General features: G+C 40.6%; 14 protein-coding genes. All 14 read left to right on the top strand.

Translation table 11 applies throughout. The features are described from left to right. Positions 1-50: 50 nt before the first annotated feature. The 14 genes from sdhA to kdsA all read left to right on the top strand — a co-directional run bounded on the left by sdhA (position 51) and on the right by kdsA (position 19817). Positions 51-1901, top strand: a complete 1851-nt coding sequence (sdhA, locus tag ACT3QP_RS00320; RefSeq protein ID WP_192518378.1) for a succinate dehydrogenase flavoprotein subunit — start codon at positions 51-53, stop codon at positions 1899-1901. A gap of 212 nt (positions 1902-2113) precedes the next feature. Further along, positions 2114-2824, top strand: a complete 711-nt coding sequence (locus tag ACT3QP_RS00315; protein WP_192991730.1) for a succinate dehydrogenase iron-sulfur subunit — start codon at positions 2114-2116, stop codon at positions 2822-2824. Between the two features lie 794 nt (positions 2825-3618). Then, the gene (locus ACT3QP_RS00310) at positions 3619-6495 is read left to right on the top strand and encodes a 2-oxoglutarate dehydrogenase E1 component (RefSeq protein WP_444524030.1); all 2877 of its coding nucleotides are present in this window, start codon (positions 3619-3621) and stop codon (positions 6493-6495) included. 153 nt (positions 6496-6648) lie between these two features. Further along, entirely contained in the window at positions 6649-7878 is a 1230-nt protein-coding gene (gene odhB, locus ACT3QP_RS00305; RefSeq protein WP_442440035.1) for a 2-oxoglutarate dehydrogenase complex dihydrolipoyllysine-residue succinyltransferase, read from the top strand. Between the two features lie 209 nt (positions 7879-8087). Next, positions 8088-9542 carry a dihydrolipoyl dehydrogenase gene (gene lpdA / locus ACT3QP_RS00300; protein WP_192991733.1) on the top strand — a complete coding sequence of 485 codons (1455 nt, stop codon included), beginning with the start codon at positions 8088-8090 and terminating at the stop codon, positions 9540-9542. Between the two features lie 156 nt (positions 9543-9698). Next, positions 9699-10865: an ADP-forming succinate--CoA ligase subunit beta gene (gene sucC / locus ACT3QP_RS00295; protein WP_444524029.1), complete on the top strand. Its 1167-nt coding sequence runs from the start codon at positions 9699-9701 to the stop codon at positions 10863-10865. 187 nt (positions 10866-11052) lie between these two features. Next, positions 11053-11928 carry a succinate--CoA ligase subunit alpha gene (sucD, locus tag ACT3QP_RS00290; RefSeq protein WP_075101409.1) on the top strand — a complete coding sequence of 292 codons (876 nt, stop codon included), beginning with the start codon at positions 11053-11055 and terminating at the stop codon, positions 11926-11928. Positions 11929-12067: 139 nt separating this feature from the next. Next, complete coding sequence (locus tag ACT3QP_RS00285) at positions 12068-12376, top strand: IS630 transposase-related protein (protein WP_444524028.1); 309 nt, start codon at positions 12068-12070, stop codon at positions 12374-12376. Between the two features lie 108 nt (positions 12377-12484). Then, entirely contained in the window at positions 12485-12841 is a 357-nt protein-coding gene (locus ACT3QP_RS00280; RefSeq protein WP_444524027.1) for an IS630 transposase-related protein, read from the top strand. After that, positions 12810-13334, top strand: coding sequence for an IS630 family transposase (locus ACT3QP_RS00275; RefSeq protein ID WP_444524051.1), 525 nt, complete (start codon positions 12810-12812; stop codon positions 13332-13334). Before ACT3QP_RS00280 ends, ACT3QP_RS00275 begins: the two co-directional genes overlap by 32 nt. Before the next feature lie 272 nt (positions 13335-13606). Continuing rightward, positions 13607-16939, top strand: coding sequence for a hypothetical protein (locus tag ACT3QP_RS00270; protein WP_444524026.1), 3333 nt, complete (start codon positions 13607-13609; stop codon positions 16937-16939). A 230-nt stretch (positions 16940-17169) separates the two neighbouring features. Next, positions 17170-17922: an IS5 family transposase gene (locus tag ACT3QP_RS00265; RefSeq protein WP_444524025.1), complete on the top strand. Its 753-nt coding sequence runs from the start codon at positions 17170-17172 to the stop codon at positions 17920-17922. A 60-nt stretch (positions 17923-17982) separates the two neighbouring features. Beyond that, complete coding sequence (locus ACT3QP_RS00260) at positions 17983-18942, top strand: KpsF/GutQ family sugar-phosphate isomerase (protein ID WP_444524024.1); 960 nt, start codon at positions 17983-17985, stop codon at positions 18940-18942. A gap of 35 nt (positions 18943-18977) precedes the next feature. Next, positions 18978-19817, top strand: a complete 840-nt coding sequence (gene kdsA / locus ACT3QP_RS00255) for a 3-deoxy-8-phosphooctulonate synthase (RefSeq protein WP_444524023.1) — start codon at positions 18978-18980, stop codon at positions 19815-19817. Positions 19818-19836 lie beyond the last annotated feature (19 nt).

Raw genomic sequence — 19836 nt, 5'->3', positions numbered from 1 at the left:
ACAGCTTTTTTATTTAATTCTAAGCATTAACAGGCATTAGGAAAACCGTAATGGCAACTAGACAAGATAATACCATTAGTAACATTAAGACCCTAAACTACGATGCAGTCATCGTTGGTGGGGGCGGCTCAGGTATGCGTGCTTCACTACATTTGGCTGAAGCAGGTATGAAGGTTGCAGTCTTGACCAAAGTATTCCCAACCCGTTCGCACACTGTTGCGGCTCAGGGCGGTATTGGTGCAAGCTTGGGTAACATGAGCAACGATAACTGGCACTTTCACTTTTATGACACCGTCAAAGGGTCAGATTGGTTAGGTGACCAAGACGCGATTGAGTACATGTGCCGTGAAGCGCCAAAAGTCGTTTATGAGCTTGAGCACATGGGTATGCCGTTTGACCGTAACGAAGATGGCACGATTTATCAGCGTCCATTTGGCGGTCATACGTCGAATTATGGCGAAAAAGCCGTTCAACGTGCATGTGCTGCTGCTGACCGTACAGGTCACGCGCTACTACATACTTTGTATCAAAAAAACCTAGAGCAAGGTACTGAGTTTTTCATTGAGTGGATTGCGCTTGATTTGATCAAAGATGAAGCTGGTAACATCAATGGTGTTATCGCACTTGAGCAAGAAACAGGTACTATCGCTGTATTCCAGTCACCGATTACTGTTCTAGCGACAGGTGGTGCAGGTCGTATCTTTGCCGCTTCTACCAACGCTTATATTAATACTGGCGACGGTATTGGCATGGCGGTTCGTGCAGGTATTCCATTACAAGATATGGAGTTCTGGCAGTTCCATCCAACAGGTGTTCATGGTGCAGGTGTACTATTGACTGAAGGTTGCCGTGGTGAAGGGGCTATCTTACGTAACAAAGATGGCGAAGCCTTTATGGAGCGTTATGCACCTACTGTAAAAGATTTGGCGCCACGTGATCTCGTATCACGCTCTATGGACCAAGAAATCAAAGAAGGCCGTGGTTGTGGTCCTAATGCTGACCATATCGTCATGGATATGACGCATTTAGGGGTAGATACCATCATGAAACGTCTACCATCTGTATTTGAAATTGGCAGAAACTTCGCCAACGTAGACATCACTAAAGAGCCTATCCCAGTTATTCCAACTATTCACTACATGATGGGCGGTATTCCAACGACGATTCATGGTCAAGTAGTTACACCTGACTTAGAAGCTGGTACTGATGAAGAAGGCTTGTATACGAAAGGCAATGTCGTTAAGGGTCTTTACGCAATCGGTGAGTGTGCTTGTGTGAGTGTGCACGGTGCCAACCGTTTAGGTACTAACTCTTTACTTGATTTAGTTGTATTTGGTCGTGCTGCTGGTAAGCACATCGTTGATGAGTTCCACCATGCAGACCATAACTACAAACCATTAGATCCACGTGTGCTTGATTTCACTATGCGTCGTCTAGACAAGTTGCAGCAATCTACTGAAGGTTATAACGCGCAAGAAGTGGCTGATGAGATTCGTGCAACAATGCAAACACATGCTAGCGTATTCCGTACGCAAGCTATTATGGACGAAGGCGTTAAAAAGATTTTAGCGCTAGGTGATAAAATCGACCAAATTCATTTGGCTGATAAATCACAAGTCTTTAATACCGCTCGTATCGAGGCGTTTGAAGTCGCTAACTTGTATGAAGTAGCAAAAGCAACAATGATATCAGCAGCGATGCGCCACGAAAGCCGCGGTGCTCATAGTGTGTCTGATTATGATCGTCCAGAAGATGATGATTATGCGCCAAATGGTCGTAATGATCATGACTGGATGAAGCATACCTTGTGGTATTCTGAAGGCAATCGTGTTGTTTATAAGCCAGTCCGCAAAGTACCATTAACCGTTGACTATATCGAGCCAAAGGTCCGTGTCTATTAATTTTAGATATGACGTATGATATAACGCAGCAGCGTTAATGTTTTATTCTTTATTAACTTATTAAAAAGGTGACCGCTAGCTACATGCACCTGCCAGCGCTATTAGGCTATTAATCGATATTTGATATTACATATCATTATAGATTGATAGCTAGTGTTATTATGTTGCAACCTATGTATGCCCGCCATCACCTATGTGTGGAGTTTAGCATTATGAGCCGAGGTACTCGCACCATCGAAATCTATCGCTACGATCCTGATGTGGACGCAGCACCACGCATGCAAACTTATACGATTGAGTTGTTAGACTCAGATCGTATGTTGCTCGACGTGTTATTACGCCTTAAGAAGGAAGATGAAACCATTACCTTCCGTCGCTCTTGCCGTGAAGGTATTTGTGGTTCTGACGGCGTCAATATCAATGGCAAAAATGGTTTAGCATGTCTAATCAACATGAATACCTTGCCAGAAAAAGTAACGGTTCGTCCATTGCCAGGTTTACCAGTGGTTCGTGATTTGGTTGTTGATATGAACCAATTCTATGAGCAATATGAAAAAGTACATCCGTACTTAATCAATGATCAGCCAGCACCGCCGACAGAGCGTTTACAGTCACCTGAACAGCGTGAAAAACTAAACGGCTTATACGAATGTATCCTATGTGCTTGCTGCTCAACCAGTTGCCCATCATTTTGGTGGAATCCTGATAAATTCCTAGGTCCATCAGCACTATTGCATGCTTATCGTTTCGTGGCTGATAGTCGTGATGGTGATACTCAAGCTCGTTTGGCTCGTTTAGATGATCCATTCAGTTTATTCCGTTGCCGTGGCATCATGAACTGTGTGTCAGTTTGTCCAAAAGGATTGAATCCTACCAAAGCAATTGGTCATCTACGTAATATGTTGATTGACCAAGCAGGTTAATCGTTTATAATTGCATGGTTTTTTGCAGATACTGCATAAAAAACACCACCTAATGATTAGGTGGTGTTTTTTATGCGTATAGTTTAGAGATGGTTTGATATTTCATACTCAGATTTAGGGCAGGGCCTAGAGCTGAGAAAATGATAAATTACTAAAGGTAAGGCTGTGCTAACAATACGTTGGCTGTGTGTAAGAAATCATGATATATACATAGGCAAACTATATAATTAGCGTTATCGGTAAGCACTCATTAAGAGATATTGGTTAATTTAGATGTTAGAATAGTGCATGGTTATATACGGACGATATTGTGATGAACAAATATCAGTCATGCATGCTTTCCGGTGCTAGGACAAGCCCTAGTAATAAAGTACCAAAACATCTTAAAAATCATGATAAAGTTATTATCAGGTGGCTGAAGTGATAATAGTTATTCATTACCTAAATACCTAGTATTGAACAAACAAACTATGTCATAAAATACAGTCATGTTACTCTATACAGCAGTGTATGTTGGGCAGAAAATTTGTAATATCTTAGACATAGCGAATAACAGTGGTGAAAATAGCTAGGTGCTGCATTGATGATTTATAGATAACTGGTTATCAATAAATTGGTTATGGCTAGTAGTATATATAAATTAATATTGTGAAACGAGTTGGATAAGAAAACCGGACGTTCACAAATAATTATATTTTTCATATAGATATTATAGGCGTTAGCATCTAACGTACGACAGATTACACAATAATAAGCACGATTCCATTCATTTATCTATCAAATAGACGATTATTATGAATAGTATAACTAAAGAAGCAAAAGGCTCAGGCCATACAGAACTGGCGGCTGATAACGGCCAGTATATAGAAGCTCTTTATGAGCAATACCTTAATGATCCTGATAGCGTTGACAGCGATTGGCAAGCATACTTTGAACAGTACAAATCGCCAAACGATGCTCAACACAATGCTATTAAAGAACAGTTTTTGTTGCTCGCACGCAACCAGACAGCAGGCAAGAGTAGTAGTCAATCAACCACTAATAATACAGTGGACTGTACAAACCCCAAGCAAATGGGTGTGCAGCAGTTGATTTCAGCATATCGTCGCCGTGGTCATCGCCGCGCCAATCTTGACCCATTAAATCTAGAACCACGTGCCGAAGTGGAAGATTTGACCCTCGCTTATCACAACCTTTCAGAAGCCGACCTTGATACCGTATTTCCTACCAATGATTTAAATATTGGCAAAGATGAAGCACCTTTACGCGAAATTATTGAAATCATGGAGCGTGTCTATTGCCGTCACATTGGTGTCGAATATATGCACGTAACCACCAGTGTAGAAAAACGCTGGATGGAAAAGTATCTAGAAAGCAATTTAGGTCATATCGAGTTCGATAAAGAAACACGCATCTCTATTCTTAAGCGTTTGACAGCAGCCGAAGGCTTAGAAAAGTATTTAGCACGTAAATATACGGGTGTGAAACGCTTTGGTCTTGAAGGTGGTGAAAGCTTTATCCCTGCTGTCAATGAAATCATCCAGCGTGCTGGTAGTTACGGTACCAAAGAGATGGTCATTGGTATGGCGCACCGCGGACGCCTAAACTTATTGGTCAATATCTTGGGAAAAAATCCTGCAGACTTATTTGATGAGTTTGATGGTAAGGTTCAGCCAGAAAAAGGCTCAGGTGACGTGAAGTATCATAATGGTTTCTCATCTAATGTGATGACACCAGGTGGTGAGGCTCATTTAGCCCTGGCATTTAACCCATCGCATCTTGAAATCATCGCGCCAGTATTGCAAGGCTCAGTACGTGCCCGTCAGGTTCGTCGTAATGACCAACCACTTTTAGACAATAAAGCGGGTAACTCGGTATTACCAATCGTCGTACATGGTGACGCTGCTTTTGCTGGTCAAGGTGTGGTTCAAGAAACCTTCCAAATGTCGCAAACTCGTGCTTATACCACTGGTGGTACAGTACATATTGTCATCAACAACCAAGTGGGCTTTACCACTAGCCGTCAAGAAGATGTTCGTTCAACTGAATACTGTACTGACGTCGCAAAAATGGTACATGCGCCTATTCTACATGTGAACGGTGATGATCCTGAAGCCGTGGTGTTCGCTGCCCAATTGGCATTAGATTACCGTCATGAGTTTGATAAAGATATTATTATTGACCTGTTCTGCTATCGCCGTAACGGTCATAACGAAGCAGATGAGCCATCGGCCACTCAGCCTCTCATGTATGCTGTTATCAAAAAGCTACCAACCACTCGCACACTTTATGCACAGAAGCTTATCAAAGCTGGTATTTTAAGTGCCGATGAAGAAAAGCAGTATGAAGATGAATATCGTGAGTCTTTAGATCGTGGTGACTATGTTGCCAGTTCGCTAGTCAATGAGCCTAACGAAGAGCTGTTTGTAGATTGGACGCCTTATTTGGGTCATGATTTGGTTGATGACTGGGATACTAGTGTCGATATCGAAACCCTAAAAGGTTATGGTCGTCGCATGGCACAAATGCCAGAAGGTTATAAGCTACAGCGTCAAGTTCAAAAAGTAGTCGAGCAACGCTTAGCAATGCAAACAGGTGAAGAGCCATTGAACTGGGGTGCCGCTGAAACATTGGCTTATGCTTCATTGGTTGATAATGACGATGTTTTAGTACGTATTACCGGAGAAGATGTCGGTCGTGGTACATTCTCACATCGTCATAGTGAGATTTATAACGTCAATGACGGTAGCATGTATGTGCCACTTGCTCATATCAGTGAAAAACAAGCCCGTTTTGCGACTTATAACTCATTACTATCAGAAGAAGCTGTATTGGCTTTTGAGTATGGTTATGCAACGACAGTACCAAACGCTTTGATCGTTTGGGAAGCGCAATTTGGTGACTTCGTCAACGGTGCACAGGTTGTTATCGATCAGTTTATCTCAAGTGGTGAAACCAAGTGGCAGCGCGTCTGTGGTCTAACCATGTTGCTACCACATGGCTTTGAAGGTCAGGGCCCAGAGCATTCATCTGCGCGTCTTGAACGTTTCTTACAGTTATGTGCTGAAGATAATATGCAAGTCATCACACCGACGACACCTGCACAGATTTATCACGCACTACGTCGTCAAGCCGTGCGCCCAATCCGTAAACCAATGATCGTTATGTCACCAAAGAGTTTACTACGTCATAAGCTTGCGACTTCAAATCTAGAAGAGCTCGCTAACGGTAAATTTGAAACTGTATTACCAGAGATGGATGATCACAACGCAGATAAAGTGACGCGTATGGTGATATGTGGCGGCAAAGTCTATTATGATTTGCTTGAGCAGCGCCGTGCATTAGGTTTAGATCATGTGGCTATCGTTCGTATCGAACAGCTCTACCCATTACCAGAGCAGCGCTTGATTGCTGAGATTGAAAAATACAGTAACTTGGCTGAGATCGTATGGACGCAAGAAGAGCCGCTTAACCAAGGCGCTTGGTATTACTTAGCACCGCATATGTTCCGTATCGTGGTACCGCACCCAACCAAGGCAAAAGTCATGGAGCCAGTGGCACGTCCTGCGAGTGCAGCACCTGCAACAGGCTCACCAAAACTGCACGCTCAGCAGCAACAAGCGTTGATCGCTGGTGGTCTGGGTATCAGTGTCGATGAGTTGTCTAAATAACAGATTATTGAAGATAAATGAATCAGGCGATAACAGTCAGTATGCTGTAACACAATCTAGATAGTATTACTTAAGGTCACTATCCAAGATGGCACTGACTGTTTATCACGACTTAATAACAAATATGAATATCCAAATCTAAGGAGTATATCGATGGCTGATATCAAAGCCCCCGTTTTTCCAGAATCTGTTGCTGACGGTACAATCGTTGAGTGGCATGTTGCTGAAGGTCAACAAGTTAGCCGTGATGACCTACTGGCCGAAATCGAAACTGACAAAGTGGTACTAGAAGTTGTGGCACCAGATGATGGTGTTGTCACTCAAATCGTCAAACAAGTTGATGATACTGTTTTGTCTGATGAGCTTATTGCTCAGTTTGAAGCCGGTGCTAGTGCAGCTGCGGCTCCTGCTGCAGAAGAAGCACCAGCTGAATCAGCTCAAGCGGCAGATGGTGGCGAGCCGGCACAAGCGCCTGCTCAAAATGCGAGCAATGATGCGGATCATAAAGATCAGAGCCCAGCCGTTCGTAAAGCAGCGAAAGAGAGTGGTGTAGACCCTAAAGATGTTGAAGGTACTGGTCGTGGCGGTCGTGTGACCAAAACTGACATGGCAAACCCAACATTGAAAGCGGACAGCAGCATCAAGTCTGATAGCGGCCGTCCAGTAGCTGAATCGGTGGGTGAGCGTACTGAAAAACGTGTTCCAATGACACGCCTGCGTAAACGCGTGGCTGAACGTCTGTTGTCAGCATCACAAGACACGGCTATGTTGACTACGTTTAACGAAGTGAACATGAAACCATTGATGGACATGCGTGCTAAGTACAAAGAACAGTTCGAAAAACGTCATGGCGTACGTTTAGGCTTTATGTCATTGTTCGTAAAAGCAGCGACAGAAGCCTTGAAACGTTTCCCAGCAGTCAACGCATCACTAGACGGTGATGACATCGTTTATCATGGTTTCTATGATATTGGTGTTGCAGTATCTTCAGACCGTGGTTTGGTAGTTCCAGTATTGCGTGATACGGATCGCATGAGCATGGCTGATGTTGAAAGCCGTATTCGTGAGCTTGGTGGCCTTGCACAGAAAGGTAAGCTGGGTCTAGATGATATGACTGGCGGTACGTTCACTATCTCAAACGGTGGCGTATTTGGTTCATTGATGTCTACACCTATCCTGAATCCACCACAAACTGCGATCTTAGGTATGCACGCTATCAACGAACGCCCAATGGCTGTCGATGGTAAAGTGGAAATCCTACCAATGATGTATCTTGCGCTGTCTTATGACCACCGTATGATCGATGGCAAAGAAGCAGTACAGTTCTTAGTTACTATCAAAGAGTTGGTCGAAGATCCAGCCATGTTACTATTAGACCTGTAAGCGCTTAAGCTTGTATCGGCAACCGCTGATACAAGCTTTTTAATATTGATTAGATTGATCGTACTAGCTCTCTACGCATAAAAAAGCATGTTTTGACTGATAGGGTATATTGATTATCAAATAAAAATGTATTGGGTCAAACAGCGCTTATTTATATACGAGAGATTTTCGAATTATATAATAAATAAAATTAGAAATAGGAACCTACTATGAAAGACAGTTATGATTTAGTCGTCATCGGCGGCGGTCCTGGTGGCTACGAAGCTGCTATCCGTGCAGGTCAATTAGGTATGAGTGTTGCTTGTATCGAAAAACGTTTATACAAAGGCGAGCCTGCACTTGGCGGTACTTGCTTGAACGTTGGTTGTATCCCATCAAAGGCATTGCTTGATAGCTCACATCGCTATGAAGCGACCAAACACGACCTTGCTGAGCATGGTATCAGTACGAGCGATGTCACCATCGATGTCGAGCAAATGATTGCTCGTAAAGAAGGTATCGTTAAGCAATTAACCGGCGGTGTCGCTGCACTATTAAAAGGTAATGGTGTTGACTGGCTACAAGGCTGGGGTACTCTAGTTGACGGTAAAGGCGCTGACAAAAAAGTCAAATTTACTGCTCTAGCAGATGACAGCGAAAGCACTATTACCGCAAAAAACGTTATCCTTGCTGCTGGTTCTGTACCTATTGACATTCCTGTGGCCAAAACAGATGGCGATCGTATCGTTGACTCTACTGGCGCACTTGACTTTACCGAAGTTCCTAAGCGTTTAGGCGTGATCGGTGCTGGTGTTATCGGTCTTGAGCTTGGTTCTGTATGGCGTCGTCTAGGTGCTGAAGTGGTAGTCTATGAAGCGCTACCAAGCTTTTTAGCCGCTGCTGACAAAGACATCGCTAAAGAAGCTGGTAAGTTACTCAAGAAACAAGGTCTTGATATTCGTGTTGATACCAAAGTCACTAACGCTGAAGTAAAAGGCGATCAAGTAGTTGTTACGAGCGAAACCAAAGGTGAGTCATCTGAAGAAAGCTTTGACAAACTTATCGTTTGTGTTGGCCGCCGCGCTTATTCTGAGAAGCTACTTGGTGAAGACAGTGGTATCACCTTGACGGAACGTGGTCTTATCGATGTAAACGACCAATGTAAAACCAATCTTGATGGTGTCTACGCTATCGGTGACTTAGTCCGTGGTCCTATGCTTGCACATAAAGCAATGGAAGAGGGGATGATGGCCGTTGAGCGTATCCATGGCGAAAAACCTCAGGTAAACTATGACACTATTATTAATGTCATTTACACGCATCCAGAAATCGCATGGGTTGGTATGACTGAGCAGGAAGCTGAAGAAGCTGGCTACGAAGTTAAAACTGGTTCATTCAACTTAGCAGCTAACGGCCGTGCACTTGCTCAAAGTGAAGCGGAAGGCTCTGTTAAGGTCGTTGCTGATGCCAAAACTGATCGCTTGCTAGGTATGCATGCTATCTCTGCTGGTGCTGGTGATATCGTCCATCAAGGTATGATTGCGATGGAGTTTGTCTCTAGTATCGAAGATCTACAATTGATGACATTTGCGCATCCAACCATTTCAGAAGCTGTGCATGAAGCCGCTCTGTCTGCGGATGGCCGTGCAATTCATGCCATTCAGCGCAAAAAGCGTAAGAAATAAGTAGTTAGTTTGATAAATACTGACTTATAACCTGACGGTGGTACCGCAGTAAAAGCGGTCACTACCGTTATGAGTGCGCCAAATGGATGTTTAATATATGTATATGCGCACTCGTTTTCACTTTTTATTAATTGTAAAAAATAAAGGATACAATCAATGAATTTACATGAGTATCAAGCAAAAGAGCTATTAAAAAGCTACGGATTGCCGATTCAAGAAGGCATTATTGCCCATAACGGCGATGAAGCTGCTGCTGCTTTTGATAAAACGCCAACAGACATTGCGGTTATCAAAGCGCAAGTACATGCTGGTGGTCGCGGTAAAGCGGGTGGAGTAAAGCTGGTTAAAACTCGTGAAGAAGCCAAGCAAGTTGCTGAAGAGCTAATCGGTACTAACTTGGTTACTTTCCAAACTGACGCTGATGGTCAACCAGTTAATTTTGTATTGGTTGCAGAAGATATGTACCCAGTACAAACTGAGCTATATCTTGGTGCGGTCGTTGACCGTGCAACTCGTCGTGTGACTTTTATGGCATCAACCGAAGGTGGTGTTGATATCGAAGAAGTAGCGAACAGCACACCAGAAAAAATCTTTAAAGTACATGTTGATCCTTTAGTTGGTCTAATGCCTTTCCAAGCACGCGATGTGGCATTCAAACTTGGTCTAGAAGGCAAGCAAATCAACCAGTTCGTTAAATTGATGACTGGTGCTTATAAAGCATTTGTTGAAAACGACTTTGCACTAATGGAAATCAACCCATTGGCTGTTCGTGAAAATGGCGAAATCGTTTGTGTTGACGGCAAAATCGGCATCGATTCAAACGCACTATACCGTCTTCCTAAAATTGCAGCACTACAAGACAAAACACAAGAAAACGAGCGTGAGCTTAAAGCTGCTGAGTTTGACCTAAACTATGTTGCGCTAGAAGGTAACATCGGTTGTATGGTTAACGGTGCTGGTCTTGCAATGGCGACCATGGACATCATCAAATTGTATGGCGGCAAACCTGCTAACTTCCTAGACGTTGGCGGCGGCGCAACTAAAGATCGCGTTGTTGAAGCATTCAAGATTATCCTTGAAGACAGCAGCGTTGAAGGTGTTCTAATCAACATCTTCGGTGGTATCGTACGTTGTGACATGATCGCAGAAGCCATCATCGCTGCTATCAAAGAAGTTGACGTACAAGTACCAGTAGTTGTTCGCCTAGAGGGTAACAACGCTGAAAAAGGCGCACAAATCCTAGAAGAGTCTGGTCTGAAATTGATTTCAGCTCAAGGTCTTTCAAATGCGGCTCAAAAAATTGTCGAAGCTGTACAAGCTTAATACCGATTGCGCCAGCGCCTTAGAGTAGGGCGATGAAACCTAACTCTAAGCATATAAGCGCTATCGCGTAGTCGTCAAAGCGTGATGGCACTTGTTAGGCTCAGATCGTCATTGTCAGATCATCATTGATAATGATCATCAGTCGTCAAGTCGCTGTCACAAGACAACCGAATACAAGGAAAAAATAATGAGTGTATTAATCGATAAAGATACCAAAGTATTGGTACAAGGTTTTACGGGTAAAAATGGTACCTTCCATTCAGAGCAAGCCATCGAATACGGCACCAAAGTTGTCGGCGGTGTCACGCCAGGTAAAGGCGGTCAAACGCACCTAGGCTTGCCAGTATTTAACACCATGGCGGAAGCGATGGAAGCGACTCAAGCGGATGCTTCTGTAATCTACGTGCCAGCACCATTTGTACTAGACTCTATCGTTGAAGCAATCGATGCGGGCGTGAAGTTGATCGTTGTGATCACTGAAGGCGTACCGACTCTCGATATGCTAAAAGCCAAGCGCTATCTAGAAGAAGCGGGCGATGTACGTCTAGTGGGTCCAAACTGCCCAGGCGTTATCACGCCAGGCGAATGTAAAATTGGTATCATGCCAGGCCATATCCATCAGCCAGGTAAAGTGGGCATTATCTCACGTTCTGGTACCTTGACTTATGAAGCTGTAGCTCAAACTACTAAGCTTGGTTTTGGTCAGTCAACCTGTATCGGTATCGGTGGTGACCCTATCCCTGGTATGAACCAGATCGACGCGCTAAAACTGTTTGAAGAAGATCCACAGACCGAGGCGATCATCTTGATCGGTGAGATCGGTGGTACTGCGGAAGAAGAAGCCGCCGCTTATATCAAAGACCATGTGACGAAGCCTGTGGTCGGCTACATCGCTGGTGTCACTGCTCCAGAAGGCAAGCGTATGGGCCATGCTGGCGCGATCATCTCTGGTGGTCAAGGTACGGCAGAAGAGAAGTTTAGAGCCTTTGAAGATGCGGGTATCGCGTATACGCGTGACCCATCTAAATTGGGCGATAAGCTAAAAGAAGTTACTGGCTGGTAAAATAAGCATAAGTCTACAGTTTAACTACCAAAACTGCATTGCAAAAAAACAAAGACACCTCTACAATGGGGTGTCTTTTTTTTGTATGTAGTTAACCCCATCAAGAAGTGATGTGATAAACCTAAACTAACTGATCATCATGACTTACCCAATCATACTTCGTAAAAAGGTTTTGAAGTCTATCGACCAAGTAATGAGTATCCGCACCGCAATAAAACTCTATGACTTGAGCCTAGCCACAATCACCAACTGGAAGAAAGACGTCAGTATCAAACCTATCATCAGATTACCGCGCAAAATATTTAATGCGACCCTTAAGCAAGATGTTACTGACTATCTTGATGCTTACTATTACGAAAGAGCGACGCGTCTTGGCTGTAGTAAATCGGGTATAAAAGTAGCGATGAAGCGACTTGGTTATACTTGTAAAAAGTCTTACATACCCTAAATCTAGCTGACTTAAACGCTTAGAATAATATGTAAAGTTGAAGTATAGTAAATCCCACTTAAAAATATTATAAACTAAGTATCAAACTTAATTGTTATTATAAAGACCATGACTTACTCACTAGATTTTCGCAAACAAGTACTAAAAAGCTTAGACGAGGGTATGACCTTTGCCGAGGCGGCTGAGTTTTATAACCTCAGCCCAACCACCATACAAAACTGGAAGCGGCGTGTTCATAGTAAAACAACCAGGCAAACCAAACCCTATAAAATACCAGATGACGTGCTACTTAATGATGTCAAAGAACATCCTAATGATTATCAGTATGAGCGAGCACGTCGTTTAAACTGTAGTAAAACAGGCATTTATCATGCCCTAAAGCGCCTAGGCATCAGTCAAAAAAAAGACCTTAGAACATCCAAAAGCTTGTCCGATCAAAAGAGCGGCGTATCAGGGAAAGCTTGATCGCTTTACGCAGCAAGGCTATCCCATCGTCTATATGGATGAAAGCGGCTTTGAGCACGAGACCATCCGCTCTCATGGTTACGCGCCTATTGGTAAGCCTTGTATCGATAGCTACAACTGGCAAGGTAAAAAGCGAACCAACGTTATCGGTGCTCTATATGAAAAGATGCTGTTTGCCCTAGATTACTTTGAGACAAACATCAACAGCATCGTCTTCTATCACTGGTGCAAACACAAGCTAATCCCAAGTCTTAAAACAAAATGCGTGATTGTGATGGATAATGCCAGATTTCATAAGAGTAAGCGTATTCAAAAGCTACTTAATAGACATGGTCATCGTATTTTATGGTTGCCGTCGTACAGCCCTGATCTGAATCCTATCGAGAAAAAATGGGCGCAGGTGAAGTTTCTACGCCAAGGCTGGATGGAAAACGACTTATCCAAATTGTTTTATGATATTTGTTCAAGGCATAACAATTTTATTTTGAACTGACTATACTATCAATGTCAAGACTATCCCATTATTTACATGGATGAAAGCGGTTTGAAAAAGAGGTATTCAGAGCTTTTGGCTATATAGTCGAGTCTAAATAAATAAAGTACATGGCTATAAATGCACTTAATTAAAAGTTGTTTTTATTGCGTGCTGTGCCTACTCTGACAGAGGCTACGAAACACAATTTCTCATCTTGCTGTATCGTTTTTATAGCGGATTGAATATAGAAACTAAAAAATAGAAGCTAAACAATTTCAATTGAGGTTTGTATGCAAAAAATTTATTTCTGTGCTGATTTTATTATGACGCGTAACGCAACGCAAAATTATCATTTGCGATGGTTTTCATTGATAGTTAGTGGAGCATTATCAAGATTTTTCACTGATAAAAAATTAGACTGTTTCGTTAGCGATAGTGAAAATGGATTTAGTAGATATAAATTTTTTGAAAAAAGTAGCATTATTGCTGATTTAGATGTTCCGCATTTTTATTTTAACCCTAATAGCATTAGCGAATCGTCTTTAAAATATTTGAAAGATTCTATAAGTGAGTCGTTATTAATTGGTTATGAGCTATCAGAAGAAACTCGAGAGATTCTCGATAAGATAGGTATCACTTATATAGACGTATGGCTACATCCCATAAGATTTTTAGATGATAATTTCTTTGCAATAAAGTCAAATAGTAAAAAAATCCAAAAAAAACTAGTTGCACATAATCTGAGTGATGACCACTATTTTTTATACGCTAATAAAATGAAAATAGAATCATATATGGGATGGAATAAATATGAAGGAATGATTAAAGATAATATCTACGAAAATTCAGCTGTTTTTATTGGTCAGACATTGACTGACAAAGCTGTTTGCAAAGAAGGAGTAATGCTTAATGTACTAGACTTTAAAGAGCAATTTGAAAAACTTACAGAAGAATATGATCATGTTTATTACTCTAGACACCCTATGATTCGAGGTGATGACTCTAACCAAATTAAATTTGTCACATCTTTTGATAATGTATCTTTAATTGATATACCTGCTTATAAGCTCCTAGCAACTGATAGAGTGAAACATGTAGTAGCTATTTCATCTTCAGTTGTTTTTGAGGCCAAATATTTCAATAAAAGTGTTGAGTATTTTTATAAGCCAGCATTGAATATTACTACTAATAATGATTTAGATGGCTATTTTTCAGTTTATGATAAGCTACATTCTCCTGTTTTTTGGTACAGTATATTAAACTCTACTTTAGATTTAATATATGAACCTAAAGATATAAGTTTTATAAATAAGAAATCAGTTTATAGAGATATGTTGTCATTGTTTTATAATAACCAAGTGTTTGAAAAAGAGTACTTTTTACTGAAGAATTATAATAATAGTAAGGGGCAGCCAAGCAAAACTAGAAAGAAAGTTAAAAACAGGGAAATGGTTTCTAATAAAATTAATTTTGAAAAAATTTCTAAATTAATTGACAATTATGATGTTGTTTCTTTTGATGTTTTTGATACCCTCTTAGAAAGAAAGTGTTTCAAGCCGTCTGATGTTATTTTGATAGCGGCAAGAATTATATGTGCTAGGTTTTCAAATATAGATGTAGATCTTTTTGTTAAACTTAGAAAGGAAGCCAAATCTCGATTTAGTAAACCAGAAGTTACTTTAATTGAGAGGTATACTGTTGTAGCTGAACAATTAGGTCTTGATGATCTAGCAGCTAAAGAAATGTGTGAGATTGAGAAGAGTGTTGATAAAGAGTTATTAACTACTCATGATATTGGGTATAAACTTTTTCAATATGCGGTAAAACAGAAGAAAAAAGTAATTGTAATAACAGATACTTACTATGATGAATGTTTTATTAGAGAGATCTTACATAGTAATGGCTATAATCCAAACTCTTATTATGTATCTTCAGAGATAAATAAGACCAAGGAGTCTGGAGATATGTTTCTATATGTGAAAAGAATGGAAAAAACAAATTTTTTACATATTGGAGATAATGAAAAAGCAGATTATATCAATTCTAAATCTAATGGGTTAGAAGGGGTTTTAATAGCATCCAATAATAGTTTTTTTCAAAAAGAGGGACCAAAGATAAACCATATAAATAATAGTGCAATTTCAAGTCTCCATAATGGGTTGATTCAATCTAACTTATCAAAATATCCTGTTATTAGTCAAGATTTTGGCTTTTCTAGAGGTAAGGCTATTAACTTTGGATATAATATAGTTGGTAAGATAATGTTAAGCTTTAGCCTTTGGATTATTAACTATTGTCAAACCAATAGTATTAAGAGAGTTTATTTTTTAGCAAGGGATGGTGAGATTGTTAAAAAATCTGTTGATAAATTGATTTCTATGTTAGGTATAAATGATATAGATACTTATTATATTCTCGCTTCTAGAAGGTCTGTAAGAGTGGCTTTGCTAAGAAATAGAAATGAAATTGATAATGAAGTTGAGTTGTTTTTGAATGATCTTAATAAAAGCACTAAGAAGTCAGAGGTTTTCGAATACGTATCCTTAAGATTTGGTTTATCTCGAGAAATTCTGAATAGTTTGTCTTTAGGAAAGGTTATAAACAAGGATCAGTTAGATATTAAAAAATTGAAGAAATGGTTTTCTTCAAAACGTGTAGAGAAGGCTATTTTGGATAATGCTAAGTGCGAACGTGAACTTTATACAAGATATTTAAACGACAATAATATTTCTTATAATGATACGGATATAGCATTTGTTGATATTGGCCATAATGGTACTTTACAAGCTAGTCTCGTAAAGTTGATGTGCTTGGAAAAAAGCCATGGCTTATATTTCGCTACATACTCTAAAATTGAATCTAACTTAAACGACTTAGCAGGAAACCACTACTCAAAAGGTTACTATAGAGATAAGGTAAATATAAAAGATAGAAGTGATTTTTATATTAAATATGCTCTTTTTATTGAATCGTTATTTTTAAACTCTCAAACAACTTTTCTAAAGTTTGTTGAAGAGAACAGCAATGGTAAATTAAAACCTTTATATCTTCCTAGAGATCAGAATAAGCGTGTAAAATTTAATCGCGAAATACATCAAGGAGTTGTCGAGTATGTTGAGAACCTAACAAACCTGATGATGATGATGTTACCAGAAATCACAAGTCAAGAGTACCTAGAGGAGATTGATACTTTAGGAGATGTATGCAATGATTTACAAACCTTTATTAAAAATCCTACTTTTAAAGATGCAGAGGTTTTTGAAGGAGTAACTCTTGAAAACTATTTTTCTGGAAGGCCGTTGCGTTATTTTGTTCCAGATAGAATGGTAAATATTGATATAAGTAAAGAAGATATAAAACAGGCTTTGTGGAAAGAAGGGAGTGAAAAAATACATCAGCGATTTTTTGAAAATAAATCAAGTGATACAGGTTCATTAGAGTTTTTTGGATGGGATATATCTTCTCGATTGTTAAACCTTGAAAGAAAGGTTATATCGGTATTAGTGAGCGAAAGAAAGGTGCGAAAATACTATAAAGAACCAAATCGTTTTTTCTCCGATAGTAAGCTACCATTGTCTTCAATATATACTAAAGCTAGAAAAAAAATAATTAGGGAAGATTGATTTATAATAGTGAAATTGACTTTTTTGTTATAGTTATGACTCTGTAGGCTAGGGGCATAAATCTTACTACATAGTTATAGGGTCGAGTATGGTAGGTAGGTTTTTTTTCTACAGGATTAATATAAGTTTTTATACATTAGGGCGTGTTGAACATTGGCGACAAATTAATGGCAAAAAAAATAGCGAACGGTTAATCTTTAAGTTCTCACACAAAAAAGATATCGTTCGCTATGCCTCGCACCATGCTCAAAGATGAACACTGGACAAGACTGAAACCTATCTTACTAGAGTTGAATATCTATGACAAAGGAAATCTTAGAAATACGGTTGAAGATGTGTTGTATCGGATGCGCGTTGGTTGCCCTTGGCGTGACTTACCACCGTACTTTGGCAAGCCCAATACCATCTATAAAGCTTACCAGCGTTGGTTTCGCAGTAATAAGCTGATTGCATTATTTACGTTACTGATCAAAGACGCAGACCTTGAGTGGGTCTTCATAGATGGTACTCATATCAAGGCGCATCAGCACAGCAGTGGTGGCAATGAGAACCTACAATCCATTAGTAAAAGTGTGGCAGGACGTGCTACTAAAATTCACTTAGCAGTAGATGCTCATGGCAATCCGATTACCTTTATCTTGTCAGATGGCACAACCCACGATGTTAAAGTCGCACCTGATTTAATAGACAAGGTTGATTTGAGTGATACAGAGGTTTTATGTGCCGATAAAGGCTATGATTCTGATTCACTACGAGCGCATATTGAACAAGCAGGGACGTGTGATAACATTCCTCGGAAACGAAATACAAAGTCCTCTAACGACCATATGGACTGGAACTTGTACAAGGTACGCCACTTAGTAGAAAATGCTTTTGCTAAGCTAAAACAGTATAGGGCAGTTGCCACCAGATTTGATAAGCTCAAGCAGAGTTATGAGAATACGGTCGCTCTTGCTTGTGCTTATATCTGGCTGAAATTATGAATGTTCAACACGCCCTATTTATATATTAATCAACGGTAGAGAGTAACAGGTATCTTAGATATGATGTTTGACTTCAATAAAACGTATCATAGAGTTTTAGAAACAGAGTTAAAAGCTATCGTAAGTTTATTGAGTGAGAATTACGAGGTGTTTTGCACTGCTTGTAATATGATTCTTAATTGCCAAGGTCGCCTTATCATTACAGGTATGGGTAAGTCTGGTCTTGTTGGCCGCAAAATAGCAGCGACGATGGCCTCTACTGGCACGCCTGCATTTTTTGTGCATCCTGGTGAAGCCGGTCACGGCGACCTCGGGATGATCGTCAAGGGTGATGTCGTTTTAGCGATATCCAACTCAGGTAATAGCGATGAGATCAATGTTTTATTGCCTGTGATTAAAAAGCTAGATTTACCTTTAATAAGTATCAGTAAAAACTTATCAGGTAGACTACCTCAAGAGGCTGATGTTGCTTTGACACTTGGCGACTTCGAAGAAGCATGTCCAATGGGTCTAGCACCTACCTCTAGCACCACAGCGACGATGGTGTTGGGTGATGCACTGGCTATCGCATTGCTTGAAGCCCGCGGCTTTAAGTCAGAGGACTTTGCCCTATCGCATCCTGCGGGTGCGCTGGGTAAAAAACTCTTGACCCATGTTTCTGATCTCATGAAATCCGGTGAAGAGATTCCTTTAGTGACAGGAAATACCAGTATCATTGAAGCCCTATTTGAGATTACCGAAAAACGACTCGGTATGACTGTGGTCGTAGATGACAAAAATCGTTATGGGGTACTGACAGATGGTGATATCCGTCGACTACTCACAACGAATCAAGATATGAGCCAACCTATTGCCAGTGTCATGAAGACAGCACCGATTACTACTTCTCCTGATATTAAAGCCTCAAAAGCCCTTGATATCATGAGACAAAAAAAGGTAAACCAGCTTATTGTTTTAGATAATGATGCACTAGTCGGTGTGCTGGCCTTACGTGACTTGGTTCAGGCTGGTATTAATTAAAAGTGACTAGTGTTTTATAGTCTTGAGGAACACAAATGAAAATTACGGAAAACATAACAGTTGGCAATGATAAGCCTTTTGTATTATTTGGCGGTATCAACGTCATAGAGTCACGAGACTTGGCTTTGACAGCATGTGAGGCTTATGTAGAGATTACGCAAAAACTTGGTATACCCTATGTATTTAAAGCCAGTTTTGATAAAGCTAATAGATCGTCTATTCATTCGTTTCGTGGTCCAGGTATGGATGAAGGTCTAAAGATCTTACAAGAAGTTAAAGACACTTTTAATGTGCAAGTAATATCTGATGTGCATGAGGTTTATCAGTGCCAGCCAGCAGCCGAAGTGATTGATATTTTGCAACTGCCTGCCTTTTTGGCACGTCAGACAGATTTGGTAAAAGCGTTAGCAGAGACTGGGCGACCAATTAATATCAAAAAGCCGCAGTTTCTCAGCCCAGAGCAGATGAAAAATATCATTAATAAGTTCAATGAAATGGGTAATGATAAGCTTATGCTATGTGAGCGTGGCAGCTGCTTTGGTTATGATAACCTGGTGGTCGATATGCTAGGTCTGGGAGTGATGAAGCGTATCAGTAATGACTTGCCTATTATCTTTGATGTGACGCATTCCTTGCAGACTAGGAGTGCAGGCAGCGACGCATCAGGCGGTCGCCGAGATCAAATTATTGAGTTGGCTCGCTCAGGGATGGCCGCTGGTCTTGCAGGGCTGTTTTTAGAAGCGCACCCCAATCCTAGTGAAGCTAAATGTGACGGCCCAAGCGCATTGCCACTAGATAAGTTAGAGCCATTCTTGCAACAGATGAAGCAGGTAGATGACTTGATTAAAACACTACCAAGCATTGATATTCAGTAAAACATACTTAAAGGTGTAT

It is taken from the genome of Psychrobacter sp. AOP7-B1-24 (assembly GCF_052376215.1).
Taxonomy (GTDB): Bacteria; Pseudomonadota; Gammaproteobacteria; order Pseudomonadales; family Moraxellaceae; genus Psychrobacter.
Note: the sequence above shows the minus strand (reverse complement) of the source record. Positions and strands in the feature narration are given on the sequence as shown.

Coding starts and splice junctions, on each gene's coding strand:
- ACT3QP_RS00280 (WP_444524027.1), top strand. CDS start 12,485: ATGACTTACTCACTAGATTTTCGCAAACAAGTACTAAAAAGCTTAGAC.
- ACT3QP_RS00285 (WP_444524028.1), top strand. CDS start 12,068: ATGACTTACCCAATCATACTTCGTAAAAAGGTTTTGAAGTCTATCGAC.
- ACT3QP_RS00270 (WP_444524026.1), top strand. CDS start 13,607: ATGCAAAAAATTTATTTCTGTGCTGATTTTATTATGACGCGTAACGCA.
- ACT3QP_RS00310 (WP_444524030.1), top strand. CDS start 3,619: ATGAATAGTATAACTAAAGAAGCAAAAGGCTCAGGCCATACAGAACTG.
- sucD (WP_075101409.1), top strand. CDS start 11,053: ATGAGTGTATTAATCGATAAAGATACCAAAGTATTGGTACAAGGTTTT.
- ACT3QP_RS00260 (WP_444524024.1), top strand. CDS start 17,983: ATGATGTTTGACTTCAATAAAACGTATCATAGAGTTTTAGAAACAGAG.
- kdsA (WP_444524023.1), top strand. CDS start 18,978: ATGAAAATTACGGAAAACATAACAGTTGGCAATGATAAGCCTTTTGTA.
- sdhA (WP_192518378.1), top strand. CDS start 51: ATGGCAACTAGACAAGATAATACCATTAGTAACATTAAGACCCTAAAC.
- odhB (WP_442440035.1), top strand. CDS start 6,649: ATGGCTGATATCAAAGCCCCCGTTTTTCCAGAATCTGTTGCTGACGGT.
- ACT3QP_RS00265 (WP_444524025.1), top strand. CDS start 17,170: ATGCCTCGCACCATGCTCAAAGATGAACACTGGACAAGACTGAAACCT.
- lpdA (WP_192991733.1), top strand. CDS start 8,088: ATGAAAGACAGTTATGATTTAGTCGTCATCGGCGGCGGTCCTGGTGGC.
- ACT3QP_RS00315 (WP_192991730.1), top strand. CDS start 2,114: ATGAGCCGAGGTACTCGCACCATCGAAATCTATCGCTACGATCCTGAT.
- sucC (WP_444524029.1), top strand. CDS start 9,699: ATGAATTTACATGAGTATCAAGCAAAAGAGCTATTAAAAAGCTACGGA.